This is a genomic window from Methanocalculus chunghsingensis, assembly GCF_018132105.1.
Classification (GTDB): Archaea; Halobacteriota; Methanomicrobia; order Methanomicrobiales; family Methanocorpusculaceae; genus Methanocalculus; species Methanocalculus chunghsingensis.
Genome location: NZ_JWHL01000005.1, coordinates 52360 through 78827, shown reverse-complemented (window position 1 = coordinate 78827; position 26468 = coordinate 52360). Strand labels below are relative to the sequence as shown.

The following is a 26468-nucleotide window of genomic DNA, read 5'->3' as shown; positions in this document are numbered from 1 at the left end:
ACACGGGATCTATCCCGTAAAGGAATGTGGCTCGAAAGAGCTGAACCTGGAGCAACTATGTCACGATCTATGTATTCGTACGTCCGTGAGGCCTGGAAGAAGCCTGATGAGACGGAAGTAAAAGCACTCCTCTGGCACCGCATGCAGAAGTGGCGGCGCCAGGGATCGGTCGTCAGGATCGACCGCCCGACACGTATCGACCGCGCCCGAACACTCGGGTATAAGGCAAAGCAGGGTGTCATCGTCGTCCGCGTGCAGGTACGCCGTGGAGGAAGAAGGAAATCCAGATATATCCGTGGCCGCAGGACTGCCCGGATGGGTATGTCCCGCGTTACCGCAGGAAAGAGCATCCAGCGGATCGCAGAGGAGCGTGCCGGCAGACGGTATCCGAACATGGAAGTTCTCAACTCCTACTGGGTTGGAGAAGATGGCGTCCGGAAATTTTTCGAGGTCATCCTCGTCGACCGAGACCACCCATCCGTCAGGAGCGACCCGACACTCAACTGGATCTGTGATCAGAAGAACCGTGTATTCCGTGGCAAGACCTCAGCAGGCAGGAAAGGGCGTGGGATGCGCCACCGCGGAAAGGGTACTGAGAAGACCCGTCCAAGCATCCGTTCACACAAGAACCAGGGGAAATAATCCCTCTTTTTTATGACGGTCACGGATGTCTTCATCCATCCCCATCCGCGGGGCGACTCGACCATACGACGAATGGCGCGCACCGCTCGCGAGTGCGGATTTGATACCCTTGTTGCGATCGATCAACCGCCTGCAGAATATAACGGTGTCTCTATTCTGAAGGGGATCATCGTCTCCGAGAGGACGATGAAGGCAGTTAATGCGGCGGTAAGGAAACGGGGCGATACGATCGTCGGTGTTACTGCCGGAGAGAACAGTTTTAACCGCTCAGTCATCCAGACTCCGGGCGTCGCTCTCCTGACCGGGATCTGTTCGACACGGAGGAATGCCTTCGATCATGTGACGGCACGGTTTGCTGCGGAGAAGAAAGTGGCGGTCCATCTTGATATCGGGATGCTCATCACCTGCCGCGGCCATACCCGCCAGAAAGTACTCACACGGTACAGGGAGCTCCTCACCCTCCAGAGGAAGTATGAATTCCCGTTTGCTCTCGGGAGCGGGGCATATTCCATTCTTGATCAGCGCTCGGTCCGCGAGATGGTACAGCTCTGCGGACTCTTTGGTATGGAACGTGATGAGACACTCGCGGCTCTTGCTACCATCCCCGATCTGCGTCTTGAGTCCTCATCGCCACGGGTGGTCTCATGAAGCCGCTTCCCCCTACACTCAGGGAGAACCGGCGGTATGTCCTTGCCAGGATCCGGCCATCGACGATTGTGGCTGATGAGCGGGACTGGCATATTGCCATCTCCGAGGCGGTTTCTTCATTATATGGGGATATCACCGCAGCGGAGATACATGCCGGAACAATCCGGCAGGAAGGGGCATATCTTATCATCAGATGCAAAAGAGGATGGGAAGACAAGCTCAGCACTGCACTTACAACAGTCCGGGCTGTACACCAGACCCCCGTCCATCTTCAGGCAATCAGTACCTCAGGGACGATCAAAGCACTTAAAAAGAAGATCCGCCCCGTTATCACTGGAGATGAGGTCACCTGTGTCATCAATGGGAGTGACCATTCCGGTATATACTATGCCGATGGAAACATTGACCTTATCAGAAGAGATATGAAAGGTCAGGAAGTAGTATTTCTCACGAAAGACGATATGGAGAGTTTTCATGCAACCACAACCAAGTCAGATGGGATATGACCGGGCGATCACCGTCTTCAGTCCGGACGGCCGCCTTTACCAGGTCGAGTACGCACGCGAAGCAGTCAAGCGGGGAACAACTGCTGTCGGGATCAAATGCAGGGAGGGTGTCGTCCTCATCGTCGATAAGCGGGTGAGTTCACGCCTCCTTGAGCCATCATCCATCGAGAAGATCTTCCGGATCGATGCACATATCGGTGTCGCATCATCAGGTCTTGTCGGCGATGCCCGCGCCCTCGTTGACCGCGCGCGTATCGAGTCGCAGATTAACCGCGTCTCCTATGATGAGTCGATCGATATCGAGACCCTTTCAAAGAGGCTCTGCGATCATATGCAGACCTACACACAGTTCGGTGGGGCCCGTCCCTATGGAACCGCACTTCTGATTGCAGGGATCTCTGATGGAAAGACCCATCTCTTTGAAACCGATCCATCCGGAACGCTCCTTGAGTATAAGGCGACAGGTATTGGTGTCGGCAGGCCGGCGGTTATGAAGGTCTTTGAGGAGGAGTACAACCCGGAGAACTCCTGCAAGGAGGCGATTTTCCTTGGCCTCAAGGCCCTTCACGCAGCAACCGAAGGGAAATTTGACGTAAACACGGTCGAGATCGGCATCGTCTCAGTACAGTCAGGAACATTCCGGAAGATGACTCCGGAAGAGGTCGCTGTCTGTGTCGAGACCTTCGAGCAGTGAGGGAGATCAATGATCCCTCTTGATGATGCCGTTGTCGCGCGCTATGAGGCGCATGGAGAGCGGTTTGAGATCCTGGTTGATCCGGACCTCGCCCAGAAGATACGCGAGGGTGAAGAGATTGGGATCGAAGATGCCGTCGCTGCTGCATATGTCTATGAGAACGCAGCTCATGTGGAGAAAGCCTCAGATGAAGCCCTGAACAAGGTCTTCAAGACGACGGATTTTGAGACGGTAGCGGAGGTGATCATCAAAAAGGGGGAGATTCATCTCACCTCCGAGCAGCGAAAACAGAGAGCTGAGGAGAAGAAGCGGCAGGTGATCACCTATATCGCGCGCAATGCGATCAATCCGCAGACGAACCTCCCCCATCCTCGACAGCGGATCGAGCTTGCACTTGAAGAGGTCAGGATACACTTTGATCCCTTCAAGTCTGTCGATGCGCTCGTCAAGGAGGTGGTCAAAGCCTTACGACCGATCCTCCCGATTAAGTTTGCAGAGCGGCGATATGCCGTCAAAATCCCTGCCGACTATGCTCCGCGAGGATATGGGGAGATTGCAGGCGCTGCAATGGTCACGCTGGAGAAGGAGGAATGGCAGGCAGACGGCTCCTGGATCTGCCTTGTGAAGATACCTGCAGGCATGCAGGAGGAGCTCTTCTCACTCATCAACCGTGTCTCAAAGGGAGATGCGGATGTCAGGATCATCGAGTAACTTAATAGGAACTGATAGCAAATAGAATAAGACATATCCCGGAGATTTCAATCATGGTAAAGGGAAAACATAAGGCAAAGGGTCGTGTAACAGGTAGTGCAGGCCGCTATGGACCGCGATACGGACGATTCATCAGAAAGAGCGTCAATGAAACCGAGAAGGTTCAGCGCGCAAAGCACCTCTGTCCACGTTGCGACACATTCTCTGTGAAGCGGCAGGGTACCGGCATCTGGGGATGCAGAAAGTGCGGCTTTGCGTTTGCAGGTGGAGCATACGCGCCACAAACCCCGGGACTGAAGGTAGCACTCAGGAACATCGAGGCAGCAACCAAGAAGGAGGCGTAATCTGGCGTGACCGGGTCCTATAAGTGTGCCCGTTGCAAAAAGAAGGTAGAGATCGATGTCAATGTCCGTTGTCCATACTGCGGACACCGTATCCTCTTTAAAGAGCGCGGTGCGGGTATCAAAGACCTCAAAGCCAGATGACGATCCTGACGACATCACGTCGGCCGACTCCTGAGCTTCGGACATTTGCACGGGATCTTGCATTTGCCCTTGGGTGTGATCATATCAACCGGGGCAAGGCCGGCCTTCGTGATCTCGAAGTTCGTGATCCGGTCTTTATCTTTCTTGAGAAGCAGCAGGAGAAGACAATGCTCCGCCTCGAGGTTGAGGGGGAGGTGAAGGGCGAGGTGATCATATCCACCTGGTCGATCGAATCCCGTGAGGGGGCGATGCAGCGAGGAATCTTCGTTTCTGACCAATCGGTTTATGATCTCCTGGCGAGATATGTACCCGTCACATTGAAAGACGATGCAGAGGGTACGATCACCTTTGACGGAAGACAGAGGAGATTGTACAGGTGTCAGATAGCGAGATAAGGCATCATGCCGAGTTCTGGTTTGAGACCCCTCATGCAGCGAGGATCTATGAGGTGCTTGCACCCGAGGCCTGTGATGAGACAGGTGAGCGGTCGCATGCAATGATCAGCTGTAACGGCGATCGCCTCTCCCTTTCAGTGACTGCCGGGGATATCCCGGCTATGCGGGCCGCTCTCAATATGTGGCTTCGCCTGATTACAATAGCAGAAGAGATGCAGGAGATACGTATATGAACCCGAATCAGAATATTCCCGAGAAGATCCAGAACCAGATCGCCCAGCTCCAGCAGATGCAGCAGCAGCTTCAGACCATCGTCTCTCAGAAGTCCCAGTATGAGATGACCATCCGCGAGACGAAACGTGCAGAAGAGGAGCTGAAAGAGGCTGCAGAAGATGCGGACGTCTTCATGACCGTCGGATCTGTGATGGTTCAGCAGAAGAAAGACCATGTTGAGAAGATGCTCTCTGAGAAGGTGGACACCCTTGAGCTCCGGATCAAATCTCTGGAAAAACAGGAGAAGGCTCTCTCTGGCAGATTTGAGCAGCTTCAGCAGCAGGTTAAAAACGCTCTCGAGGGCAGGGCCCCCGAAGCCGCATAATCATCTTTTATTTATTACTAACATCTTTTCTACCGTCATCCCGGCGATGGCATATGCCGGTCCTTCACGGCCTGTTCCCGATCCCTTCACCCCGCCATACGGCATCTCATCGACTCTGAATGTCGGGATGTCGTTGACCAGGATCGCACCAACATCAAGGGCAGAGAAGGCTCTCTGAACCGTCTCAAGAGAGTCTGTGAAGATGCCTGCCTGGAGGCCATACTCTGAGGCATTCACAATGCTGAAGGCTTCATCCTCTTTCCTGTATGGGGATAGGAGGATGACGGGTGCAAAGATCTCACGGCATGCGATGGGAAGGGAGGGATCGACATCGGCAAGGACTGTCGGGTGGAGGAGTGCCCCTTCCCGGATGCCGCCCGCGATGACCCGGGCACCTGCCGATCGGATCATCTCTTCGGCTACGGCTGCTGCCTCCTCTGAGATCATCGGCCCCAGATCGGTTGTGGGATCTCTGGGATCACCTATTTTCAGGGCCCTGAGTTCAGAGATGATTCCGGCGGTCATCTCCTCATACACCTCATGATGAATAAGGACACGCTGGACCGAGACACAGTTCTGTCCGGCATTGACAAATCCTCCTGCAATAATCCTGGATGCGGCATACCTGAGATCGGCATCCCTGCAGATGATGACGGCCGCATTTCCCCCGAGCTCGAGGCTGACCTTCTTCTTCCCGGCACGTTTTTTCAGCTCCCATCCGACATCAGGGCTTCCGGTGAAGGAGAGGTATGCAAACCGTTCATCTCCAACGATGGCGTCTGCGACGGATCCGGGTGCCGGGATGACTGATACTGCTTCGGGCGGGTATCCTGCGGCAAGGATGATCTCAGCAAGGATGAGGGAGGAGAGGGGGGTTGCCGTTGCCGGTTTGAGGAGGAAGGAAGCGCCGATTGCGATCGCCGGCCCGATCTTATGGCAGGCGAGGTTTAGCGGATAGTTAAACGGGGTGATAGCGAGGAGAGGGCCTGCCGGAACCCTGATGAGATGGCCGGTGTGGCCGGCTCCTCCGGGGGTTCGGTCCAGGGGGATGATCGTCCCGGTGATTCGGGATGCCTCCTCGGCAGAGATGGTGATCGTCTCTATCGCACGGGTGACCTCGCCGTCTGCAATTTTCCTGACCTTGCCGCCTTCTGCAATGAGCGCATCGACGAGCTCTTCGCGCCTCTCTTCAAGGAGCGCAGCGATGGTATGGAGGATCTGCCGCCGGATATATGTGGGGAGGGTTTTGGTTATCCGGAAGGCAGCCGCAGCATGCCCCGCTGCCATGAAGAGGTCGTCAGCTGATCCCGTACAGACACGAGCCACCTCTTCCCGGGTATAAGGGTTGATGACAGGGATGGTACTGGTGCTCGTCTTCCATCTGCCGCCAAGGCAGAAAGGGCGTGGTTCCCGCATACCTGACGAGAATGTTATTCAGAAATAAAAAAGTTCAGGGTGTCTCCCCAGTCCACCGGAGGAGATTGATTGCATTGATCATCGCCTCTGCAGATGCAAGGACGATATCATCGCCTGATGAGCTCGCGTCGAAGGTTCTTCCCTGCTGATCCTCGACGGTGATCGTGACATGGCCGATGGCATCGGTTCCACCGCTGATCGCCTCGATCCGGAAATCCTTGAGCGAGATGGCGATTGGCATCACCCCGAGGACTGCACGGACTGCGGCGTCAACAGGACCGTTGCCGGTGGCGCTTGCGGTCTTCTCAACCCCGCCGACGAGGGCACGGACACTCGCTGTCGGGATACAGTGGTTCCCGCTCATGATGGAGATGTCACGCAGCTCGATCGTCTTTGCGATTGCCTGAATACCCATGATGTCCTCAGCGATTGTGTAGAGATCGTGATCGGTGACCCGGCGGCCTCGGGATGATATCACCTTGATCCTCTCGACAATCTCATCCAGCTGGCGGTCAGATGGCGAGATATGAACCAGCGAGAGCATCTGCCGGACGGCATGCCTGCCAACATGCTTGCCGAGTGCGAGGCGGCGGCGGTGGCCGACCATCTCGGGTGTCATGATCCCGGGCTCAAAGGTCTGGCTGTTTGCCATGATGCCATGGGAGTGGATACCGGACTCATGTGCAAAGGCGTTATCTCCGACGACCGGCTGGATCGGGGTGATCGGAATCCCTGAAAACCTGGAGACGACACGCGAGGTCTCGACGAGTCTTGGCGTCTCGATACCGGTACTGATCCCGTGAATCGCCTCAAGGATCATGACGGTCTGGGCGATGTCGGCATTTCCGGCACGTTCACCGATCCCATTGACCGTTACCTGCACCTGGGAGGCGCCCGCCTCCACGGCGGTTGTGGTATTGGCAACGGCGAGGCCGAAGTCATTGTGGCAATGAACATCGATCGGGACGGTTATCTCCCGGGAGATAGCCGAGATCAGCTCCCCCATCTTCATCGGGGTGGAGATGCCGACGGTATCGGGGATATTGACGACTGTTGCACCGGCATCTGCTGCCACCTTCAGCACCTCAATCAGATACGGGAGGTCGGTCCGGGTTGCATCCATCGCAGAGAACATGCAGGATCCGAGGTGATCACGGACATATCCGACGATCTCTCCAGTCATCTGGAGGACCTCCTCGCGGCTCTTCTTGATGGTATTCTCTCTCTGGATATCCGATGTCGGAATGAAGACATGGACCATATCGACGCCGCAGTCCAGGCACGTATCGACATCATCGATCCGTGATCGTGACAGCCCGCAGACTTTTGCAGCAAGGTTCTCAGAGGCGATCCGGCTGACCGTCTCCTTCTCCTGTGCAGAGGATGCAGGGAATCCGGCTTCGATGGTATCGACACCTATCTCTGAGAGGAGTCGTGCGATATCCAGTTTCTGTTCAATGGTGAATGATACACCTGGTGTCTGTTCACCATCCCTGAGGGTGGTGTCAAAAACAGTTACTCTCTCTGGGCGTTTGCGATCAACAAAGAAAGCAATTCCCCACGGAAGTATTTGCCTGAGGCATACTGATATATTGCGTATTGGAGATGATAAAGCGTTCTGTTGTGGGGTGGCTGTGGTATTCCCCTTACCTGAATAAGGATAATCGATATTTGTCATCGGGTGTGTTGACAAAACGTCTCCATTGGGGATTGACAGAATGTAATCTATTCAGGATTATCGATGCGACATTTCCCTTTACCTTGTCTGGCAAAAGCAGACCTGACAGAAGAATTTTATGGAAGAAGGGATATAGATTTACTTTGTTAAACGAAATGATTTTTCGATAACACAATATGCATTGCTCTCTAAGGTCATAGTTTGAATTTTATGATTGGATGATCCATGGCGAGGAGGTTTGCTAATGATTTTGCGCGCTTGACATGCTATTCTCTCACCCTCAAGAGCATCGCCCTTTTCACGATATGTTGGCTTCAAAAAACTATCCCTCCAAAATTCCTTCCTCTTCAAGCTGATAAACAGCGTTAATTACACGTTTAAGGTCAAAATTTAATGCAACTGCAACATCGGAAGGATAAGACTCACGTTTGGTTTGATAATAATTGAGCACCCGCTCCTTTACCTGCTCGTCTGTCAATCCTTCATCGGCGAATGACACAGGAATTTCGTTGCATCCCACTTCACATTGAAATATATCTATTAACATCTGGTTTTGTCTTTCAATATTCTGTAGTTTTGCAAAAATTATTTGACAAAACTCTGTAGTGGCACGGTTCGACTCTAATAATTGTTGAAGGATACTTTGTGGTGCATCATTACTCCAATAATCTGACATCAATTCTTTGCCAGGGTGGTTTGTTAATTGTACATATTGGTCAGATTCTAAATCATAATTATGGTGTGATGCTTTCATGATCTCTTGAGACATTAAACGTGGTTTTTTGGGTTCAACAAGCATCATATTCACCTGGATAAAAGATGACTCATCACTTCGGGGAGTTTGATCTGATCCTGTTGGATCGATCGAGTTCCGGTTCTTAATTGATCAATTTGTAGTTTGGTTGAGATCGAGCGGATATATCTCAGATTTTTATAAATTTCAATTTGATTATTTGACTTATAATTTTCGATCAGTTTGTTCAATTCTACAACAGCTATTGAAGTATATTCATTTTTTAAATTATCAGATAGCTCATATTTTTCAAATATCGGTCCAACTTGAGTGAATATCCCTTCCAGGACCTCCATAATTATTATGCCATCCTCATCATCGAACAGGGTACATATTTTTGTGAGATCGGAGACAATAGTGAAAGCAGCTTTAAAATTGTATACCTCAACCATTTCTCTCAGGGTCAAAAAATTTTCTTCGATGACTGTCTGGTAATCTTTCATTTCCACCACTAGTATATACAATATACATTGTGGATATTTATCATTTCCACTTTATGCATCCAACCAGGCTATCAACAGAATACCCATCCAAATTTGATGGGGTGATTGTTGTTTCACGCTCTTCACCTTTATTTGTAGTTGATATGGAGGAGACTTCACACTCTTCATTTCTGTATAAGTCCATGATCTTTATTATTCCACAGCGACCTATAGTATGCCTGTTCCTATCAGAGCTATGAGATGGACATATCAGTCCACTTTTACAGTGGATGCTAAATAGCGCAACGATAAACTTTGAATAATCATCCAAAAGAAGAGGACGCCCAGATCGGAATTCGAATCCGAGTCGATGCCGTGACAGGGCATCATGATAGGCCACTACACTATCTGGGCACGTGGTTTTTTTTGTTACTGGTCCCGCCTCCCGGAGTCGAACCGGGGACATCGCGGTAGCCGCGCAGTTCGCCCGCAGGCGATGATCTTACTACAGCCGCGCACTCTACCAGTCTGAGTTAAGGCGGGTAACTGCACTAAATAAAAAGGCTCAGATCACATATAAACATATCGAAGGGTGAAATGATGGTTGAATGAGGTAAAAACCTCATATAATATCCTTTTTAGATATTAGAGCTTTAATATCTCTTTTTTCCTAGGTGCCTGTAGTACAGGTGGGATCGGCTGAAGCGGTGCAGAAATCATCCCGGGAGCTCTCCGCGCAGTGATTTTCCACTCCCTTCCCTCACCTCGATGGTGAGCCCCCCGCCAAAGACCTTCCTGACGGCGGCCGCCTCGGAACGAACTCCCCATACCTCAAGGGTACAGTCCCCCCGTCCCTCAATGGTGAGCATGATCGAACCGTCTGCAGATCGTGCAAGCCCGGCATCCATGACAAGCCCGGCATGGGTTCTGTCGAGATGCTCTGCAAGCCTCAGGAAGAGGGCGAGGGTCCGGATCTGATCCTGGACATCCGGATCATACTGGCTGAAGGTGAGATCCTTCTTTCGCGGGGGCTTCTTTCGGTGGTAGCGGGCTATCTCTGCCATGATCGTAATCTCGCCCTTATCGAAGCCGAGCAGTTCTGCATTCCTGATGATATACCCGGAATGGAGGTGATGATCGGAGAATGATATGAAATTCCCTATATCATGCAGATATGCCGCATACAGAAGCAGATCCCGTTCGCGATCCCCTGATTGATGGAGGCCGGCATCACGGGCGGTATCAAAGAGCCTGGCAGAGAGTCCGACGATCGTCATGGCATGTGTCTCATCGATCCGGCAGGATCGACCAAGCTGGATCACGCTTCGCCGCCTGACCGAGATCTTCTCTGCATGGGGAAGGCCGGGTATTCGTGAGAGATACTCCATCAGCAGCCCTTCCCTGAGGCCGTGGGGGGAGATCCCGATTGCATCGATCCCAAGCTCCCTCATCACCGACTCAAGGATGACAGCACCCCCGATGATAATATCTGCCCGCTCAGGGTTGATCCCGGGCACCCGCCTCCGCTCCTCAAGCCGCAGGGAACAGAGCCGCCTGATAACAAGCTGCAGATCCTCGTAGCGCAGACAACCCGGGGCGGATGTCCCGGGATAGAGGCGGGCTGCTATCTCTGCAAGGTTCTGGATGGTCCCTGAACTTCCGACAACCTGCGAATAGGGGACCTTTCTCAGCCGGTTCAGCGGCTGTGCAAGTACGTTTCTGACAAACTGCTGAATCTGTGCGTACTTCTTTCGTGAGACAACCCCGGACTCATCTGCCCGGAAGAACTGATTGGTGAGCCTGATCGCACCAAGTTTCATCGACTCGAGGATGAGGTAGTCATGCTGGCCACCGATGATCATCTCGGTGGATCCACCCCCGATATCGATGAAGAGGGCGCGGGAACTGCCGAGATCGATGCCGCTGACGACGCCACGGTAGATGAGCCGCGCCTCCTCCCTGCCGGAGACGACCCGTACCTCAAGATTTGCCTCACGAAGGAGGAGCTCAAGGAACTGATCGGCATTTCTCGCCTCCCGCGTTGCCGATGTTGCCACGGCGACCATCTCCGTTGCTCCGAATGCGAGGCTGAGATCGACAAAGTTCTTGCAGATAGTTACTGCCCGGCCGATCGCATCAGGGGAGAGCTCTTCTGTTGCAAACTCCCCCTCTCCAAGCCTGGCAACCTCTTTCTGCATCGTCAGCACCGTCACCGATCCGTTCTGGTTCAGCCGGACGACGAGCAGTCGGATCGAGTTAGTACCAATATCGATAAAAGCGACTGTCTCTTCGGCTATCATTCATTCCGCCTTCCTGGTTCATACCAGGTAAACTCCGGTTCGCTCCTGTGGCCTGCAGATATACTATCGTCCTTCTCCTCCGGAAGATGCATCAGAAGCCGTGCCTCGTCGATGGTTATACCGTGACGGAGTATCGTTTTGAAGATTGCGGGAAGTTTCACCGCTTCCATTTCATCAGTGACGGCATCGATATCATATGGGATCCGGATATGACAGACTGAGAGGGGATCTGTCTGCAGGATACAGTACGACGCCCGGGGATCCCCGTCATGGGGGCGTCCGACAGAGCCCGGATTAATGAAGAGGCAGTCATCGATCGTCCGTGCAAACGGGATATGTGTATGACCGGTGATGATGACCGCTGCCCCGGTCGATGCTGCATATTCTGAGAGCTCTGTATCGGGCGTATCAGGCCCGATCCGGCCGGTAGACGAGACCGGACTACCATGAGTCAGAAGAAGGGATATACCGCCCGCACGTGTTCGGATCTCCCCGGGAAGACCGGCCAGGTATCTCCGGCTCTCTTTTGAGAGGTGTCTTCTCGTCCAGCAGAGGGCGATCTCTTTCTCAGAGTCCTTCTTCTTACAATTTTTCTTCTTCATCAGGAGGGTGTCTGTATCGATATTGCCGGCAACACCGGTGATTGATTCACCCCTGATCCGCCGGATCGTCTCTTCCGGGAACGGGCCGAAACCGACGAGATCTCCGAGATGCAGAATATGGGAGACGCCACGGCGGCCGGCATCCTCGAGAACAGCATCGAGGGCAGGAAGGTTTCCATGGATGTCGCTGATGAAGGCAATCCGGATTGGATCACTCCCGGTCTGGAGATGAGAGCTCTGAGGGCCGATAACAAGCGGCTCAAGTATCTTCTGTCTGAGACGGTCAAAGAGTCCTTCACTCTTCATCGTCTCCCAGTATGCGGCGAAGGATCTGTAGAGATCCTCGCGTCTCGTCCGCCGGTCCCGTGCAAGATGGATAATCCCCGGCCGGATGAACTGCATGAACCCGGGATGGCCGAAGAAGGCGCTGACCCGCGCCTCCTCCTCCTCAAGAAACGCAGGTAGTACCTCAAGCCAGACATCGCAGTCATGCATATCACCGAGGAGATCCTGCAGGTGCTTGATCGACTGGATCTCTTCTTTCAGACGGTCCGGATAGAGATCCCGGAAGATCTCGATTGTATACCTGAGCTGTTTGGCACTGATCCGCATCTCATGGTGCTTCCTCACCTCTTCGGGGTCCGGGATATATCGCTCATATGAGAAGATATCGAGAATCTTCTTGCTGATCACCCTGTAGGCGGTTTCGTACGCAAATCTGCTGTGGCTGTCGGTGTCATGGAGACGGGCGGAGATGATCTGATCCCTGCTCCATTCAAGGAGCTCGTCCCCGACACCGGATGCTTCAAAGGTATCAACGGCAGATATGACGTCCGGCTGAAGTGCTGTCCGCCGTTCTGTCCATCTGAGGAGGAGGCACTCTATTCCGGGCCTGAGGGATGGGGAGTGCGGGGGTGGTGCCGGTTGAACAGATACTGCCATCTCACCGGCAAGATAGGATCGCATCCGACGGATGACCTCAGTAATCCTGGTGATGATACCTGATGGTTCTGGGGGAGCAGGTCTCTCCTCCTCCTCCTCCTGGACCATAACCGTCGTCTCCTCACCTGGTGGGAGAAACCCTGCATACCAGAGAGGAGGTGCCTCATCAGGGAGGGTCTCAAGGTATGAGGTGAGGAAATCCATCTGGACATCAAGATCCCGTGCATCACCAAGGGAGCGTGTAATCGCCCGGATACTCTTTCTGAGTCGTTTATATTCCTTTCCCGGAAAACAGATTGTAAAAAGGGGGAGTGCTGCGCGAATCCGGCGTGATGCGACACGCATACGGTGAATATACTCGATGTCATCAGATTCGCGGACACCATCCGCTTCGGAGAGGAGATCTTCGGTGAGCTTCCCCATGATCTCTGCGCCAAAGAGGCAGAAACCCGTATCCACCTTTTTTTTACTCTTTCCAGCCATGCCATTCCCCATGATGTTCGATCAGCCAGTTCTGCGAATGGCATGCTTCTTCTCCTTCTGCCGGATGGATCTTCTCATATCGCCCATCCGGCAGGAGCTGCCATGATTTGACATTATCTGCCAGATGTATCTTCAGTATTCTGATGAGGGCATTCCGTATCCTTCGGTCCCTGACCGGGAAGAGGACTTCAACACGCCGCCTCAGGTTCCTCTGCATCATATCAGAACTGCCGAGGAGAACCTCATCATCGCCTCCGTTATGGAAATGATAGATTCGGGCATGTTCCAGGAACCTTCCGACGATGGATCTGACAACAACTGTCTCGGAGACGCCGGGTATCCCCGGCCTGAGGGCACAGAGTCCACGGACATTCAGATCAAGGCGCACCCCTTCCTGGGATGCCCGATAGAGTGCGCTGATGATATCCGGATCGAGAAGCCCGTTGAGTTTTAATGCAATGTACCCGTCACCCTGTCGCCTCTGGTGGTCAATCTCCCGGTTGATCCGATCGATGATTCCCTGCCGGAGGCTCACCGGGGCAACAAGGAGTTTTCTGTACTCCTCCTTCCCGACGTACCCGGTGAGGAGGTTGAAGAGCTCGGTGACATCGGCTGCGATATCCGGATCAGCTGTCAGGTAGCCGATATCGCCGTAGATCCGTGTGGTGACTGTGTTATAGTTTCCAGAGCTGAGATGGACGTACCTCCGGATGCCATCTGGCTCCCTTCTGACGATGAGGGCAAGTTTCGCATGGATCTTCAGCCTTTCATGACCATAGACGACATGCACCCCCTCATGCTCAAGTGCCCGCGCCCAGGTGATATTGTTCAGCTCATCAAACTTCGCCTTTAGCTCAAGGACGACCGTCACCTGCTTCCCATGCTGCCTCGCTTTCATCAGGGCATCGACGATTGGGGAATTCGTATCGATCCGGTACAGGGTGATCTTGAGTGCAAGGACATCCGGATCAATTGCGGCCTGTCGAAAGAGGCGGACGAGCGGATTGAAACTGTCGTAGGGATGGTAGAAGAGGAAGTCCTCTGAACGGATCGCAGTGAAGAGATCCCGTTCCGGTGTGAGTGCGGGGTGGACAAAGGGGAGGAGCGGGGTATCCAGCAGATCAGGACGGGGCAGGCTGTGGAGCTGCCAGAGATCTGCAAGCCCGATGAAGGATCCGACACCATAGATGTCAGCCTGACTCAGACCGAGCCGCTCTGAGAGGAGGAGGATGAGGTCTGCCGGCATCCCGGAATCGACCTCAAGCCTGACCGGCATACCGGTTCTCCGGCACTCGATACTCTCCTCGACTGCGGTGAGGAGATCTGATGCCTCATCGATGACAACCTTGATCTCTGCATCCCGTGCCAGGCGGAACCGGTATGATCGCTCAACCCTCATCCCGGGAAAAAGGACGCCGAGGTTCTCTGCGATGAGATCTTCAAGCAGGATGAATCTGGTTCTGGAGTGGCCCTTTCCTGTTTCTATCGGGACGAACCTCCCGAAGGTGAGTGTCGGGATCTTTACCCTTGCAAGGTACTGCCTCTGCTCGGTTGAGCGAAGGACGGCCAGAAGGTTCACCGAGAGGTTCGAGATGAAGGGGAACGGACGTGCGGCATCGATCGCCATCGGTGTCAGGATCGGGTAGATCGTCGTCATGAAGTATTCCTGAACCTGCTCTCTCTCCTCATCGGTGAGATCACCGGCAGAGATGATCGAAATCCCGGCATCTGTCAGCCTCGGGAGGAGCCTCTCCCGCCAGCATGTATCATAGAGACGGTAGAGTTCATCCACTTCAATCTGAATTCTCCAGAGGAGATCCGCTGGCATAATACTGTCAGGAGGGGCTTTCCAGACCCCTTCCTTGATCTGGTGCCTCAGTCCTGATACCCGGACCATGAAGAATTCGTCGAGGTTTGCACCGCAGATGGCAAGGAACTTCACCTGCTCAAGGAGGGGATGAGCATCATCATGTGCCTCTGCAAGCACCCTCCGGTTAAAGGAGAGCCAGGAGAGTTCTCGATTGATATAATATTCCGGGGAGGTGAGATCATGCGTCATGCCAGATCCCCCTGTTCGTGATCATCCATCCCTGCGAATCCAGGGGCTCCGGCCCAAGCTCCTGCCGTTTGTACCGGCCTGTATCGTTCATCATTCTCATCTTCAGGGTGTCCTTGAGATGTATCCAGAGGATCTTCTCAATCAGCATCTGGCGTATCATTGCATCCCGTATCGGATACAGAATCTCCACTCTCCGATCAAGATTTCGAGGCATCAGATCCGCAGATCCGATTAACACATCCTCTTCCCCGCCGTTTCTGAAATAAAAAATTCTTGTATGCTCAAGGAAGCGTCCCACGATGGAAGAGACGGTGATATTCCGGGATAAACCGGGAATCCCCGGCCTGAGGCAGCATATACCCCGCACCTGGAGGTGAATGCTGACGCCCTCCTCAGATGCCCTGTACAGGGCCGCGATACAGGCGGGATCGACGAGGGCGTTACATTTAAAGACGATGCAGCCGTCACCGGTCTCACGGTGGCGCTGGATCTCCCGGTTGATCCTCATGATGAGATCATCACGCATCAGACCGTCTTTTCCATGGGAGACGAGGAACGTACGGTACCGTCGTTTTGCAGAGTATCCGGTGAGCGCGTTGAAGAGGTCGGCGGCATCGGACCCGACATCGGGATCAGTGGTAAATATGCCGATATCGGTATAGACCCGCGCCGTCTGGGCGTTGTAGTTCCCGGTTCCGATGTGTGTATATGTGACGAGTCTCTCCCCTTCCCGCCGGATGACCATACAGAGTTTGGCATGGACCTTCAGGCCGACGAGGCCATAGACGACATGCACCCCGGCACGCTCCAGCGCCCGCGCCCATACGATGTTATTCTCCTCGTCAAAGCGTGCCTTCAGCTCAACAAGGACGGTCACCTGCTTGCCGCGTTCACGCGCCTCCATCAGGGCCTCGACGATGGGAGAGTTGGTGCCGACCCGGTAGAGTGTCTGCTTGATTGCAAGGACATCCGGATCGCGGGCGGCCTGCCTGATGAATGCCACCACCGGGTTGAAGCTGTCATAGGGGTGGTAGAGGAGATAATCACGCTGCCTGATAGCTGCGAAGATCTGCTTTTCGTTCTCGAGGCCGGGGGGTGTTGCCGGGAGGAACGGCGGGTCTTTCAACTCCGGCCTGTTGATTCCTGTAAGCTCCATCAGATCTGCCATCCCGATCGGGCCGGTGCTGGTATCGACCTGATTTGGATGGAGATGGAGTTTTGCCCCGAGCATCTCTCTGATCCAGGATGGGACGGAGCTGTCCACCTCAAGCCGTACAGGCTGGCCGATCCGCCTGTGCTCGACACTCTCCTCAATGCTGGTGAGGAGATCCGATGCCTCGTCCTCCTCGATCTCAAAGTCGGCATCCCTTGTTACCCGGAAGGGGTATGCCGCCTCCACATCCATCCCCGGGAAGAGGAGATCGAGGTTATCTGCAATGAGGTCTTCAAGCATTACGAAGTGATAGTCTCTCCTCCCTGCATCCGGCATCTCCACGAGCCTGATGAACCGTTTTACAATACCCCTTGGTACCTTGACCCTGGAGAAGAGACGGCCACGCTGTGGATGGTTAATGACGACGGCCAGGTTCAGTGAGAGATTGGATATAAACGGGAAGGGGTGGGAGATATCAAAGGCCATCGGTGTGATGATCGGAAATATCTCCTTCATGAACCGTTCACGGGCATTTTTTCTGCATTCCGGGGAGAGATCTTCCATCCTGTGGATAAAGATCCCTTCCTCACGGAGACGGGGGAGGAGATATTCCCGCCAGCATTCTGTCGCCTCTTCAAGGAGCGGAAGCAGCTCTGATCGAATTCCTGCGATCTGCTCTGCCGGGGAGAGGGCATCAGGGGGGCGCTCCAGTGCTCCTGATTCTACCTGACGCCAGAGTCCGGAGAGGCGTATCATCACAAATTCGTCGAGATTGTTTGAGAATATCGAGAGGAACTTGACCCTCTCAAGGAGAGGGTGGTCACCTTCCCATGCCTCTTCGAGCACCCTTCGGTTGAACTGAATCCAGGAGAGTTCACGGTTGAAGAAGACCTTCGGTGTATTGATCAGGACCTGATCTGTCGTATCATCCCGTCTGATGGCATCTCCGTCCATTATGATCATTGATACCATTGGGCTTGATGCAGATATTTGTTCCCGCATACCGATCTATCTTCCAAAAGAAGATAGTATGGTAGAGCAAAGAGAGATCATGAATGATCATCCGGATGAGAGGCGTACCGTCTCTTTTGAGGAGACGCTCACAGCCCTGCTCACCACACCATCTGCCGGAGAGAAGATAACCCATCTGACATCTCTTGCAGCGATGAACGGCCGTCGTGCCATCCCACATCTCATTGCAGCATTGCGGGATGACGACAAAACTGTCCGGGCTTCGGCATCCGCATTGCTTACCAGGATCGGCGAGGTGGCCATTCCTGAGCTTGCCGCGGTCCAAAAGGATCAGTGGTGGGTTGTCCGGTATCGTGCATGCGAAGCACTTGGGGAGATGAAGAACCCCCAAACCCTGCCCCACCTCAGGAGATCCGTACAGGATGAGAGGGATCATGTCCGGTATATGGCAGCCAAAGGACTCGGGAGTCTTGGAAATCCAGCAGCGATTGAGGATATTACCCCGCTCCTCGATGACGAAAACCCATATGTCCGCGATATGGCAGAGAGGGCGATACAATCCCTCAGAGGGTGAAGAAGACCGGTTTGCGGCAGAGGATATCCATCACTCCGTTCCGCACCGTGTAATTTGAATGGAAGACATTGATCCTGGCCGGGAGGGGGATCCAGGTCTCATGTTCGTTGACGACGACCGCAACCCTCTCCCTCTCTATCCGGGCATAGGGTGCCGATTTCAACATATTCTCAGGCGGGAGTCCGGCGGTGATATAAATCCGGTTTTCTGTCTCGATCATCTCAAATGGGAGATCAGCCGGCGGGGAGTAGGTTGGAACCAGAAGATATCCGCCAAATCCCCCTTCCGGCCTGAGGATACATCCAATGATCCGTAGGATTCCGGGACGCTTCCTGTACTCATCTTCAGGTCTGTACTGCTCCATACATTCCGGCAATCCTGTACCGTTCCCCCTCCTTCGTGACGATTCCCCTTGATCCCAGGCGTCCAAGCGATATATTGACCGCCTCCGGATCCCTCTCCATCACTTCGACGAGCTCGCCGAAGGTGAGATCCTGGTGAGAGAGTGTAATAATAATATCGAGATCCAGGTCGCCCTCACAGACGCCCCGGCTCATTCTGATGATATCGTTCATCGTCGCCTCGATATCATGTTCCAGATTCTCAAGTGTGTCAAGGATACTCTCCCGTGCCCGTGCCATGCGCCTGAGCATTGAGAGAGATTCAATGAGGCGAAGATCGGCTGAAGGAAGGCCTGCAACCCGCATCTCACTCCCGTTCTTTCTCATTGAGACGACGATGTCAAACTCCTGGGAGAGATAATAATATTTCCTCCTCCGTTCGTCGAGGAAGGAGGAGATGAGTGCCTCACGCTCCATCAGACCAAGATGATCGATCACCGCTTTTGGTGATATGATGAGACGGTCGGATATCTCGGTGACAAAACAGGGTTTCTGGCGAAGAAGCTCGATAATCCGCCTTCGATTACGATTTCCAAGGATGTCGAGCAGGCGGGAAACCTCGACGTGGTTTAGCATACTAACATTATGTTAGGATTTTTAGTATAAAAAAGTTGGTATCAGGTGAGCCGATAGTTCGGGGCTTCATCTGTAATCATGATATTATGTGGATGGCTCTCAGTATACCCGGCTGAGGTGATCCGAACGAACCGTGACCGTTTCTGGAGGTCGGTGATCGTCTTTGCACCGGTATAGCCCATCGCCGATTTGAGACCGCCGATGATCTGGTAGATGATATCAGATACCTCGCCGATGTAGGGTATTGCCCCTTCGACACCTTCGGGCACGAACTTGGTTGCACCGATCCCCTTAGACTGGAAGTACCGGTCACTCGACTGGCCTCCGGTCATGACACCAAGCGATCCCATCCCACGGTACTGCTTGTACCGCCGTCCTTTGATGACGATGACCCTGCCGGGCGACTCGTCGGTTCCGGCAAGCATGCTCCCCATCATCACGCAGTCTGCACCTGCAGCGATCGCCTTTGCGACATCGCCTGAGTACCGGATACCCCCGTCAGCGATGACCGGAACCCCTGTCCCGTTCATCACATCCGCAACGGCCGCGATTGCTGAGATCTGGGGGACGCCGACACCAGCAACGATCCGTGTTGTACAGATGGATCCCGGACCGATGCCGACCTTGATGCCATCGACATCATTCACAAACTCAGCTGCTGCCTCACGTGTTGCGATATTGCCTGCAACACAGTCGGCTTTTGCGCTCTCCTTAATCTCCCGGAACGCCTTGACGACCTTCATATTATGGCCATGGGCGCAGTCGACGACGAGGGCATCAACCTCTGCGTCATCAAGGAGCATCGCACGTTCAAAGTCGAAGGGCCCGACCGCCGCTGCCACCCGGAGCCGTCCGTGTTCATCCCGGTTTGCACGGGGGAACTGGCGCTTCTCGAGGACATCCTGCATCGTGATGATTCCAAGGAGGGATCCATCCGAATGGAGTACCGGGAGCCGTTCGACCTTGTTTGTATACATGATCTCAAGAGCCTGTTCAGGGGTGATGGATTCATTAACACTGATGGGATCATGGGTCATCACCCTGTGGACCGGCTCGCTTCCGCGTTTACCGACGATTGCCCGTATGTCACGTCTGCTGACGATTCCAACCAGATTGCCATCTTCAAGAACCGGTACCCCTCCGATACCATGTTCATTCATCAGCCGCTCGACGGAGATGATAGTTGCCTTCGGCTCAACGAAGAGCACGTGCCGTTCGATGAGATCCTCGGCACGCTTGACGATCCGGACCATCTCCGCCTCATCTGTTGCAGTAAGGTTCCGGTGGATCACCCCTATTCCACCCTCTCTCGCGAGGGTGACTGCCATCTCGGACTCGGTGACGGTATCCATCGCTGAACTGCAGATCGGGATGAATAGAGGAACATTCTTCGAGAATCTGGATCTGACATCGGCTTCGCTCGGTTCTACATAGGACTCGGCAGGTTCGAGGAGAACATCATCGAATGTCAGTGAGTACGGGATATTGAGCTTCTCTTCAAACATGATTACCCCCGGATGAGATCAATTGCCTTCCCGACCAGTGCCGGGTTGATGACGCCTGAGCGATCCCCGCCGCAGACCATACCCCGGACACCGATGATCTCAGGGTTAATCCTTCTGAGGAGGGGGAGATCATCGAATTTGAGTGATCCGGCAAGTGCCGTCTTCATATTGAGGCGGCGGTTCTCCCGTGTGAAATCGGTCAGCTGGCTCTCATCCATAAACTCAAAGGTGCTCCTGCCATCCTTAACACCTGTGTCGACCATGGATACATCTGCCCCCTCTTCGCCGGCTATCTGCGCCATATCAAACGGTGATATCGTATTGAGACGTTCATAATCCGAGTATGCGGCGATGACGACCGTCTTCTCAGGAAACTCTGGCTTGACTGCCTGGACGACGGCCTTGATCACGGAACGCGCATCATTTGGATCTGAAAACAAGAGTCCAATCTTGACATAATCGGCACCTGCACAGGCAGCACCATACGCTGCAAGGGCGGCTGTTCCTGGTTTCGGAGAGAAATCACCGATGGCAGCAGATACAGGCTTATTCCCGGCCAGTGTTTTAATGGACCGGATTACCCATGGGAAGTTTGCACCAAGGGATCCCTCTGCAGGACGCTTCACATCGATAATGTCAGCTGAAAGAGAGTGTTTCGCTTCTTCCAAAGAACTCGGGCTGACAAGCAATTGCATAGAACTTAATGATCCCGGAGGATAATAGTGATTACGTTCAATGATGCAGCTTGTTTGTGCAATGGATCTCTCAGGAGGTCAGGTAGTGCATGGGTGTTCCGGGAATCGGTCCTCATATACACCCCTTACCTGGGGACTCTCCCCGACGGCGGAGCCGGTAGGATATCTCAAAGCAATCCGTCCGCGGTATCTCTATGTTGCTGATCTCGACCGGATCGCCGGAACCGGATCCCATGATGAGATGGTTCTCGGATTTGCCGGCCTTGTCGATCGCTGCTATCTGGACCGGGGATGCCTGGGTCCCGGAGATATACTCAGAGCACCCTTTATCGAGAATGTCATCGGCACCGAGACCGCAGGGCCGGATCTCTCTGGTTTTTGTGGCGGATATCTCAGTGTGGATGTGAAGGAGGGGCGCGTCGTCCCGACTGGTGAGGATCCGGTCGCTCTCCTCTCCCGCGCAGATGCGATGAATATTGATGGTTGTATCTATCTTCATATCACTGCTGTCGGGTCTTCCTCAGGGATCGATCCCGGCGAGGCCGGGCGGATCCGATCAGCAACCGATCTCCCTCTCCTCTATGGCGGGGGTGTCCGGGGTGAAGAGGACCTTGGTATCCTCCATGATGCAGGGTTTGACGGTGCCATCATCGCAACTGCGCTTCATACCGGAGCCATACCACTCGATCTCATCAGGAGGGGTGTCTTCTGCTGATAACGATCGAGGGTATCGACGGGGCAGGGAAGAGCACCCTTCTTGCCTCGCTGAAGAAGGAGCTTGCCGATTGCGATCCCATCTTTACCCGGGAGCCTGGTGCAACATGGATTGGGCAGGTCGTCCGTCAGGCAATCGCCGAGGAGGTTGATCCGGTAGCAGAGGCGCTCCTCTTTGTCGCGGATCATGCGATGCATTGTGCAGCTGTCATCCGGCCTGCTCTTGATGCCGGGCGACTGGTGATATCGGATCGTTATACCGATTCCCGGTTTGCGTATCAGCAGGTAACCCTGCGCGGGCATCTCCAGGATCCCCGGCGCTGGCTGGCCGCTCTTCATGAAGGATGGTCGATACGGCCGGATCTCACGTTCCTTCTCGTTCTCCCGGTTCATCGTGCGCTTGAGCGGCTGGATGGAGAAAATACCCGTGAGCATTTTGAGAGGGAGGAGGTTCTCACCGAAGTTCAGGCGGAGTATCTGGCACGTGCAGGGGCAGAGCCTTCACGATTCATCCTGGTTGATGCCGAAGAAGAGAGGGGGGTGATCGCCTCCTTTGTTGCAGAGGAGATCAGGCGCGTTTGTGAATTGCGAGGAAGATATCCCCGATCGTGAGGATATCGACCTCTTCTCCCTCGATCGCATAGGAGTGAACAAGGGTATAGGCACCGTCAGGGATTGCGATCTCATCCTCTCCGATCATCACCGAAGAGATCCCCTCTTTCAGGGTTTCCATCGGGAGATCACGGATCGCCTGCATGACGGCGCCGGCCTGTTTTCTGAAGGCGGGCCCTATGATCCCCATGTTGAAGGTTATACCCGAGACGATTCGATCGAGATTCGGTGCAGTGGATCTCCAGTCGATCATAGCGTTTACCGTCCGTCCTGCATCCCCGCCATCATCGAATGAAATTCCCGGAGTATAGATGGTGACATGCCCGAGAGGGGCGTTTAAGGCAAGTCCTTCATCATGTTTGTACTTCCTGAGGAGAGAGACGATGGTGACAACGAGATCCCCGTCTTTCAGGTCCTTTTCATCATATTCCGGGAGTGCAGGCCACTCCTGGTCGATGACCCTCTCTCCGGTGAGATGATGGTAGCACTCAGCCGCAAAGAATGGTGTGTAGGGTGCCAGACAGCGGCAGAGGGTGTCAAGGGTCGTTCTGAGGGTGGATACCGCCCCGGAACGGGACGGGGTGTTGCCATAGAGTCTCCCTTTGACGAGCTCAAGATAGTTGTCTGCAAGCGTTGACCAGGCAAAGTCCCGGAGTGCCTTTAACCCCCGGTCGAACTGGTTATTGTCAAGTGCCGTTGTCACCTCGTCGACGGTCCTCCGTAGGTGGGCAAGAAGCCAGCGGTCTGCGAGTTCTGTTGTTGGATCTGCTGTGCTTTCATCCCGCCGTATCTGAAGGAGGGAGAACCGGACGATGTTCCACATCTTCGTCTGGAATCGTGATGCCGCGACGACATCGTTCCATGAGAAGGTGATATCGGATCCGGTTGCGCCGCCTGCAGCAGCCCATTGCCGGAGTGCGTCGACGCCGTGCCTCTCGATCAGTTCATCGGGAGAGATGACATTGTTTCTGGACTTTGACATCTTAAACCCGTCTTCACCAAGGACCATCCCGTTGACGAGGATGCCATCCCAGGGCTTCTCACCGGTAAGGGCAAGTGACCTGAGGATGGTGTAAAATGCCCATGTCCTGATGATATCATGGCCCTGGGGACGGAGCTGTGTCGGATAGAGGGCAGGGGTGGTCTTTCCGTCCCACCCCGAGACGACGAGCGGGGATATGGAGGAGTCCATCCAGGTGTCGAGGACATCGGTCTCTCCCTGCCACTCTGCTGATCCGCATGCCGGACAGGGGATCTTTGGGGATTCGACCGTCGGATCAATAGGGAGATCAGCTTCATCAGGGGTAAGTAGTTCGCCACAGGCTGTACAGAACCAGACCGGGATCGGGGTGGCAAAGAGCCGCTGCCTGGAGATGCACCAGTCCCATTCCATCTGGGATGTCCAGTTCAGAAGCCGGGTGAGCATATGCTCCGGGAACCAGGTGATCTCCTTTGCGGCATCGGTGATCTCATCGGGCCTGACCTTCACAAACCATTGCCGTTCAGAGAGGATCTCAATCGGCGTCTGACATCGCCAGCAGGTGCCGACACGCTGTGGCAGCTCCTCCTGCCGGATCAGGATACCCTCCTTCCTCATTTCTGCGAGAATAGCCTCCCGGCACTCCTTCGTCTTCATCCCGGTATAGGGTGCGCAGATGGCGGTCATCCTGCCGGTATGATCAATCGCTTTTCGGAGGTCGAGATTGTGGGTCTTCCACCAGACGACATCCTGCTTGTCGCCAAACGTACAGATCATCACAGCGCCAGATCCGAAGGAAGGATCGACCGTCTCATCCAGAATAACCGGAACCTGGTACGAGAAGAGAGGGACGGTGAGGGTTCCGTCTCTGAGGCTGGTGTACCGTTCATCATCGGGGTGAACGGCGACGGCGACACATGCTCCGAGAAGCTCCGGCCGTGTTGTTGCGATCTCCACGCCGTCAAAGATGAAGTAATTGAGGAGGGTGGTATTCTCCGTATATGCAACCTCCGCAAATGCGATGGCGGTTTCGCATCTGGTACAGTAATTGACGGGATGATCGGACTGATAGATGTAGCCTGATTTGAGCATCCTGAGGAATGATGCCTGTGTAAGGCTGTAGTACTCCGGCTCCATCGTGATGTACTCATTGCTCCAGTCCACAGAGAAGCCCATCATCCGGATGGAACGGCGCATCATCTCAATATTCTCACGGGTCAGTTCCTGGCACATTGCACGGAACTCATTTCGTGGGAGATCATTCTTTGTGATTCCATGAATCTCCTCGACCTTCACCTCGGTCGGGAGACCATGACAGTCCCAGCCCTGTGGAAACATGACATTATATCCGCGCATCCGCTTATACCGCGCGATGATATCCATGTAGACCCAGTTCAATGCATGGCCGATATGCAGCCTGCCGGTCGGATATGGTGGTGGTGTGTCGATGATGTACCTCGGCTTTGTGGAGGTCCGGTCAAAGTAGAAGTCTTCGTCACGCCACTGTTCGAGCCATTTCTGCTCAACCCCGGCATAATCATAGGTTTTATCGAGATCCTCTGGTGACGACATTTATATCAGATTGTCATCGTCATCTGATATACTGTTCGCACAACCAGAAGAGCCTATACGAAGATTCTTCTTTCTATTTGACCAATCCCTTTGTATCTATGAAGATTCAGCCACGACTCCTGCTGGCCTCAGGAATTGCCATCCTAGGTATCCTGCTTGCACCTTTTATCCAGCCAGCGTGGCTCTTTTCAATCTTTGTCATCGCCTTCTCCGCTGTTCTGTACCTGATCCGCGGCACTCAGTACATCTCTTTTGCACTCGGGGTGACGGCGATCCTTTATGGGGTCGGGCTTCTGCCGCTGGTTGCATTCGGAGGGACGGTGGCCATCGTCACGCTCGGGGAATTAGCGTTCCGGGCAGGTGGTGAGGAGAAGCTGGCCTATATCCACTATACTGCGGGCGCAACCCTTGGAGCCCTCATCGTGATGGCATATCTTGGGAATATCCAGCCGCTCGTCCTGATCATAGGGGTGCTCGTTGCTCTTCTCCTCAGATCCATCCTTGCAGCCCGCGAGGATGCGTATATGATCATTATGCTCGGAGTGGCGATGACGATGTTCCTCTTCCTCGAGCTGGATTTCCAGGTTGATATCCTGCTCCTGATCCTGGCGGTGACGATCGCGCTCCTCTTCGGGTACTCTTCGTTCCGGGTTGGTGCAGCTGACCTTTCAGGTCTCTTCTCGGGTGCGCTCATCGGCATTCTTCTGATCGTCTTTGCCGATGCCCGCTGGTTCCTCGTGATGCTCGCCTTCTTCATCATCGGCTCAGCCAGCACCAGATACCAGTACCGGAAGAAGCAGTCGATGGGGGTTGAGCAGGAACGGGGAGGCGCCCGGGGATATAAAAACGCATTCTCAAACGGTCTTGTCGCGACCGGTGCGGCGATCGTCTTTGGGATCACCGGGGATCCGATCTGGGTCGCTGTCTTCGTCGGGAGCATTGCAACAGCGACCGCCGATACCGTTGCCTCGGAGATCGGGGTCACCGGAGGTCGCCCATACATGATCACGACGTTTCAGCCTGTTCCTGAAGGGACGAACGGGGGAGTGACCATCCGTGGCGAGATGGCGGCGCTTGTTGGGTCCCTGATCATCTCCGGCCTTGCGGTGATCCTTGGGATGATCCCCCTTCCGGTCTTCCTCATCTGCACCCTTGCCGGGCTCATCGGGACAAATATCGACAGCATCGTCGGTGCTACTATTGAGAACCGTGGGATCATCGGTAATTCGGGGACGAACCTCATCGCCACCTTTGGAGGCGGGGTTGCAGCAGCAGTACTGGTGCTTTGGCTGATCTGATCAGGAGTGGCGTATCTGTTTCTCATTCAGGATCGCATCCGAT

Annotated in this window: 27 protein-coding genes and 2 tRNA genes; 14 read left to right on the top strand and 15 right to left on the bottom strand. The window is 54.1% G+C overall.

From position 1 onward, the window contains the following. Positions 1-57 precede the first annotated feature (57 nt). The 10 genes from RJ53_RS05195 to RJ53_RS05150 are packed head-to-tail and all read left to right on the top strand — an operon-like array spanning position 58 to position 4679. Entirely contained in the window at positions 58-642 is a 585-nt protein-coding gene (locus RJ53_RS05195) for a 50S ribosomal protein L15e (protein ID WP_211530551.1), read from the top strand. Positions 643-654: 12 nt separating this feature from the next. After that, complete coding sequence (locus RJ53_RS05190; RefSeq protein ID WP_211530550.1) at positions 655-1290, top strand: RNase P subunit p30 family protein; 636 nt, start codon at positions 655-657, stop codon at positions 1288-1290. After that, positions 1287-1796, top strand: coding sequence for an Rpp14/Pop5 family protein (locus RJ53_RS05185; protein ID WP_211530549.1), 510 nt, complete (start codon positions 1287-1289; stop codon positions 1794-1796). Before RJ53_RS05190 ends, RJ53_RS05185 begins: the two co-directional genes overlap by 4 nt. After that, the gene (gene psmA, locus RJ53_RS05180) at positions 1765-2490 is read left to right on the top strand and encodes an archaeal proteasome endopeptidase complex subunit alpha (protein WP_211530548.1); all 726 of its coding nucleotides are present in this window, start codon (positions 1765-1767) and stop codon (positions 2488-2490) included. Before RJ53_RS05185 ends, psmA begins: the two co-directional genes overlap by 32 nt. Positions 2491-2499: 9 nt before the next feature. Further along, entirely contained in the window at positions 2500-3201 is a 702-nt protein-coding gene (locus RJ53_RS05175) for a ribosome assembly factor SBDS (RefSeq protein WP_211530547.1), read from the top strand. A 53-nt stretch (positions 3202-3254) separates the two neighbouring features. Then, positions 3255-3545, top strand: a complete 291-nt coding sequence (locus RJ53_RS05170) for a 50S ribosomal protein L37ae (protein ID WP_211530546.1) — start codon at positions 3255-3257, stop codon at positions 3543-3545. A 6-nt stretch (positions 3546-3551) separates the two neighbouring features. Beyond that, on the top strand, positions 3552-3686 hold the full coding sequence (locus tag RJ53_RS05165; protein ID WP_211530545.1) for a DNA-directed RNA polymerase subunit P: 135 nt from the start codon (positions 3552-3554) through the stop codon (positions 3684-3686). Further along, positions 3683-4081, top strand: coding sequence for a hypothetical protein (locus RJ53_RS05160; RefSeq protein WP_211530544.1), 399 nt, complete (start codon positions 3683-3685; stop codon positions 4079-4081). The genes RJ53_RS05165 and RJ53_RS05160 overlap by 4 nt, the downstream gene beginning before the upstream one ends. Beyond that, positions 4063-4314, top strand: coding sequence for a KEOPS complex subunit Pcc1 (locus tag RJ53_RS05155; protein ID WP_343221835.1), 252 nt, complete (start codon positions 4063-4065; stop codon positions 4312-4314). The genes RJ53_RS05160 and RJ53_RS05155 overlap by 19 nt, the downstream gene beginning before the upstream one ends. Then, on the top strand, positions 4311-4679 hold the full coding sequence (locus tag RJ53_RS05150) for a prefoldin subunit beta (RefSeq protein WP_211530543.1): 369 nt from the start codon (positions 4311-4313) through the stop codon (positions 4677-4679). Before RJ53_RS05155 ends, RJ53_RS05150 begins: the two co-directional genes overlap by 4 nt. On the opposite strand, the gene RJ53_RS05145 is transcribed toward RJ53_RS05150, so the two are convergent. The 10 genes from RJ53_RS05145 to ppk1 (RJ53_RS05100) form a co-directional block, all read right to left on the bottom strand. Continuing rightward, positions 4680-6095: an aldehyde dehydrogenase family protein gene (locus tag RJ53_RS05145; protein WP_211530542.1), complete on the bottom strand. Its 1416-nt coding sequence runs from the start codon at positions 6093-6095 to the stop codon at positions 4680-4682. 34 nt (positions 6096-6129) lie between these two features. Next, positions 6130-7788 carry a 2-isopropylmalate synthase gene (locus tag RJ53_RS05140; protein WP_246495996.1) on the bottom strand — a complete coding sequence of 553 codons (1659 nt, stop codon included), beginning with the start codon at positions 7786-7788 and terminating at the stop codon, positions 6130-6132. A 307-nt stretch (positions 7789-8095) separates the two neighbouring features. Beyond that, positions 8096-8575 carry a hypothetical protein gene (locus RJ53_RS05135; protein WP_211530541.1) on the bottom strand — a complete coding sequence of 160 codons (480 nt, stop codon included), beginning with the start codon at positions 8573-8575 and terminating at the stop codon, positions 8096-8098. A gap of 2 nt (positions 8576-8577) precedes the next feature. Further along, positions 8578-9009 carry a hypothetical protein gene (locus RJ53_RS05130; RefSeq protein ID WP_211530540.1) on the bottom strand — a complete coding sequence of 144 codons (432 nt, stop codon included), beginning with the start codon at positions 9007-9009 and terminating at the stop codon, positions 8578-8580. Between the two features lie 320 nt (positions 9010-9329). After that, a tRNA-Asp gene (locus tag RJ53_RS05125) sits at positions 9330-9402 on the bottom strand. A 19-nt stretch (positions 9403-9421) separates the two neighbouring features. Then, positions 9422-9531 (bottom strand) — tRNA-Tyr (locus RJ53_RS05120). Between the two features lie 173 nt (positions 9532-9704). Beyond that, the gene (locus RJ53_RS05115; protein ID WP_211530539.1) at positions 9705-11288 is read right to left on the bottom strand and encodes a Ppx/GppA phosphatase family protein; all 1584 of its coding nucleotides are present in this window, start codon (positions 11286-11288) and stop codon (positions 9705-9707) included. After that, a complete protein-coding gene (locus tag RJ53_RS05110) occupies positions 11285-13315 on the bottom strand; it encodes a YfcE family phosphodiesterase (RefSeq protein ID WP_211530538.1) in 2031 nt (676 codons plus the stop codon). Before RJ53_RS05110 ends, RJ53_RS05115 begins: the two co-directional genes overlap by 4 nt. Continuing rightward, a complete protein-coding gene (ppk1, locus tag RJ53_RS05105) occupies positions 13299-15374 on the bottom strand; it encodes a polyphosphate kinase 1 (protein WP_211530537.1) in 2076 nt (691 codons plus the stop codon). Before ppk1 (RJ53_RS05105) ends, RJ53_RS05110 begins: the two co-directional genes overlap by 17 nt. Next, positions 15364-17499 (bottom strand): polyphosphate kinase 1, encoded by a 2136-nt coding sequence (gene ppk1, locus RJ53_RS05100; RefSeq protein WP_343221834.1) that lies wholly within the window; start codon positions 17497-17499, stop codon positions 15364-15366. Before ppk1 (RJ53_RS05100) ends, ppk1 (RJ53_RS05105) begins: the two co-directional genes overlap by 11 nt. Positions 17500-17557: 58 nt before the next feature. Here ppk1 (RJ53_RS05100) and RJ53_RS05095 point away from each other — a divergent pair, with 58 nt between their 5' ends. After that, positions 17558-18073, top strand: a complete 516-nt coding sequence (locus RJ53_RS05095) for a HEAT repeat domain-containing protein (protein ID WP_211530536.1) — start codon at positions 17558-17560, stop codon at positions 18071-18073. On the opposite strand, the gene RJ53_RS05090 is transcribed toward RJ53_RS05095, so the two are convergent. Genes RJ53_RS05090 through RJ53_RS05075 form a run of 4 tightly spaced genes read right to left on the bottom strand, consistent with a single transcriptional unit; the run spans position 18063 to position 21250 of the window. Continuing rightward, positions 18063-18437: a hypothetical protein gene (locus tag RJ53_RS05090; protein ID WP_211530535.1), complete on the bottom strand. Its 375-nt coding sequence runs from the start codon at positions 18435-18437 to the stop codon at positions 18063-18065. The genes RJ53_RS05095 and RJ53_RS05090 overlap by 11 nt on opposite strands. Next, positions 18418-19050 (bottom strand): ArsR family transcriptional regulator, encoded by a 633-nt coding sequence (locus RJ53_RS05085; protein ID WP_211530534.1) that lies wholly within the window; start codon positions 19048-19050, stop codon positions 18418-18420. The genes RJ53_RS05090 and RJ53_RS05085 overlap by 20 nt, the downstream gene beginning before the upstream one ends. Before the next feature lie 41 nt (positions 19051-19091). Beyond that, positions 19092-20555 carry an IMP dehydrogenase gene (gene guaB / locus RJ53_RS05080; RefSeq protein WP_211530533.1) on the bottom strand — a complete coding sequence of 488 codons (1464 nt, stop codon included), beginning with the start codon at positions 20553-20555 and terminating at the stop codon, positions 19092-19094. Between the two features lie 2 nt (positions 20556-20557). Next, positions 20558-21250 carry a (5-formylfuran-3-yl)methyl phosphate synthase gene (locus RJ53_RS05075; RefSeq protein ID WP_211530532.1) on the bottom strand — a complete coding sequence of 231 codons (693 nt, stop codon included), beginning with the start codon at positions 21248-21250 and terminating at the stop codon, positions 20558-20560. 40 nt (positions 21251-21290) lie between these two features. Here RJ53_RS05075 and RJ53_RS05070 point away from each other — a divergent pair, with 40 nt between their 5' ends. Beyond that, positions 21291-21965: a HisA/HisF-related TIM barrel protein gene (locus RJ53_RS05070; RefSeq protein ID WP_343221833.1), complete on the top strand. Its 675-nt coding sequence runs from the start codon at positions 21291-21293 to the stop codon at positions 21963-21965. Continuing rightward, a complete protein-coding gene (gene tmk, locus RJ53_RS05065; protein ID WP_211530572.1) occupies positions 21959-22576 on the top strand; it encodes a dTMP kinase in 618 nt (205 codons plus the stop codon). The genes RJ53_RS05070 and tmk overlap by 7 nt, the downstream gene beginning before the upstream one ends. Here tmk and RJ53_RS05060 read toward each other — a convergent pair. After that, positions 22533-25127 carry a valine--tRNA ligase gene (locus RJ53_RS05060; protein ID WP_211530531.1) on the bottom strand — a complete coding sequence of 865 codons (2595 nt, stop codon included), beginning with the start codon at positions 25125-25127 and terminating at the stop codon, positions 22533-22535. The genes tmk and RJ53_RS05060 overlap by 44 nt on opposite strands. A gap of 98 nt (positions 25128-25225) precedes the next feature. On the opposite strand from RJ53_RS05060, the gene RJ53_RS05055 reads away from it, so the two are divergent. Further along, positions 25226-26425 carry a TIGR00297 family protein gene (locus tag RJ53_RS05055; RefSeq protein WP_211530530.1) on the top strand — a complete coding sequence of 400 codons (1200 nt, stop codon included), beginning with the start codon at positions 25226-25228 and terminating at the stop codon, positions 26423-26425. Positions 26426-26468 lie beyond the last annotated feature (43 nt).

Coding starts and splice junctions, on each gene's coding strand:
- RJ53_RS05195 (WP_211530551.1), top strand. CDS start 58: ATGTCACGATCTATGTATTCGTACGTCCGTGAGGCCTGGAAGAAGCCT.
- RJ53_RS05190 (WP_211530550.1), top strand. CDS start 655: ATGACGGTCACGGATGTCTTCATCCATCCCCATCCGCGGGGCGACTCG.
- RJ53_RS05185 (WP_211530549.1), top strand. CDS start 1,287: ATGAAGCCGCTTCCCCCTACACTCAGGGAGAACCGGCGGTATGTCCTT.
- psmA (WP_211530548.1), top strand. CDS start 1,765: ATGCAACCACAACCAAGTCAGATGGGATATGACCGGGCGATCACCGTC.
- RJ53_RS05175 (WP_211530547.1), top strand. CDS start 2,500: ATGATCCCTCTTGATGATGCCGTTGTCGCGCGCTATGAGGCGCATGGA.
- RJ53_RS05170 (WP_211530546.1), top strand. CDS start 3,255: ATGGTAAAGGGAAAACATAAGGCAAAGGGTCGTGTAACAGGTAGTGCA.
- RJ53_RS05160 (WP_211530544.1), top strand. CDS start 3,683: ATGACGATCCTGACGACATCACGTCGGCCGACTCCTGAGCTTCGGACA.
- RJ53_RS05150 (WP_211530543.1), top strand. CDS start 4,311: ATGAACCCGAATCAGAATATTCCCGAGAAGATCCAGAACCAGATCGCC.
- RJ53_RS05145 (WP_211530542.1), bottom strand. CDS start 6,095: ATGCGGGAACCACGCCCTTTCTGCCTTGGCGGCAGATGGAAGACGAGC.
- RJ53_RS05135 (WP_211530541.1), bottom strand. CDS start 8,575: ATGATGCTTGTTGAACCCAAAAAACCACGTTTAATGTCTCAAGAGATC.
- RJ53_RS05130 (WP_211530540.1), bottom strand. CDS start 9,009: ATGAAAGATTACCAGACAGTCATCGAAGAAAATTTTTTGACCCTGAGA.
- RJ53_RS05115 (WP_211530539.1), bottom strand. CDS start 11,288: ATGATAGCCGAAGAGACAGTCGCTTTTATCGATATTGGTACTAACTCG.
- RJ53_RS05110 (WP_211530538.1), bottom strand. CDS start 13,315: ATGGCTGGAAAGAGTAAAAAAAAGGTGGATACGGGTTTCTGCCTCTTT.
- ppk1 (WP_211530537.1), bottom strand. CDS start 15,374: ATGACGCATGATCTCACCTCCCCGGAATATTATATCAATCGAGAACTC.
- ppk1 (WP_343221834.1), bottom strand. CDS start 17,499: ATGGTATCAATGATCATAATGGACGGAGATGCCATCAGACGGGATGAT.
- RJ53_RS05095 (WP_211530536.1), top strand. CDS start 17,558: ATGGTAGAGCAAAGAGAGATCATGAATGATCATCCGGATGAGAGGCGT.
- RJ53_RS05090 (WP_211530535.1), bottom strand. CDS start 18,437: ATGGAGCAGTACAGACCTGAAGATGAGTACAGGAAGCGTCCCGGAATC.
- RJ53_RS05085 (WP_211530534.1), bottom strand. CDS start 19,050: ATGCTAAACCACGTCGAGGTTTCCCGCCTGCTCGACATCCTTGGAAAT.
- guaB (WP_211530533.1), bottom strand. CDS start 20,555: ATGTTTGAAGAGAAGCTCAATATCCCGTACTCACTGACATTCGATGAT.
- RJ53_RS05075 (WP_211530532.1), bottom strand. CDS start 21,250: ATGCAATTGCTTGTCAGCCCGAGTTCTTTGGAAGAAGCGAAACACTCT.
- RJ53_RS05070 (WP_343221833.1), top strand. CDS start 21,291: ATGATGCAGCTTGTTTGTGCAATGGATCTCTCAGGAGGTCAGGTAGTG.
- RJ53_RS05060 (WP_211530531.1), bottom strand. CDS start 25,127: ATGTCGTCACCAGAGGATCTCGATAAAACCTATGATTATGCCGGGGTT.
- RJ53_RS05055 (WP_211530530.1), top strand. CDS start 25,226: ATGAAGATTCAGCCACGACTCCTGCTGGCCTCAGGAATTGCCATCCTA.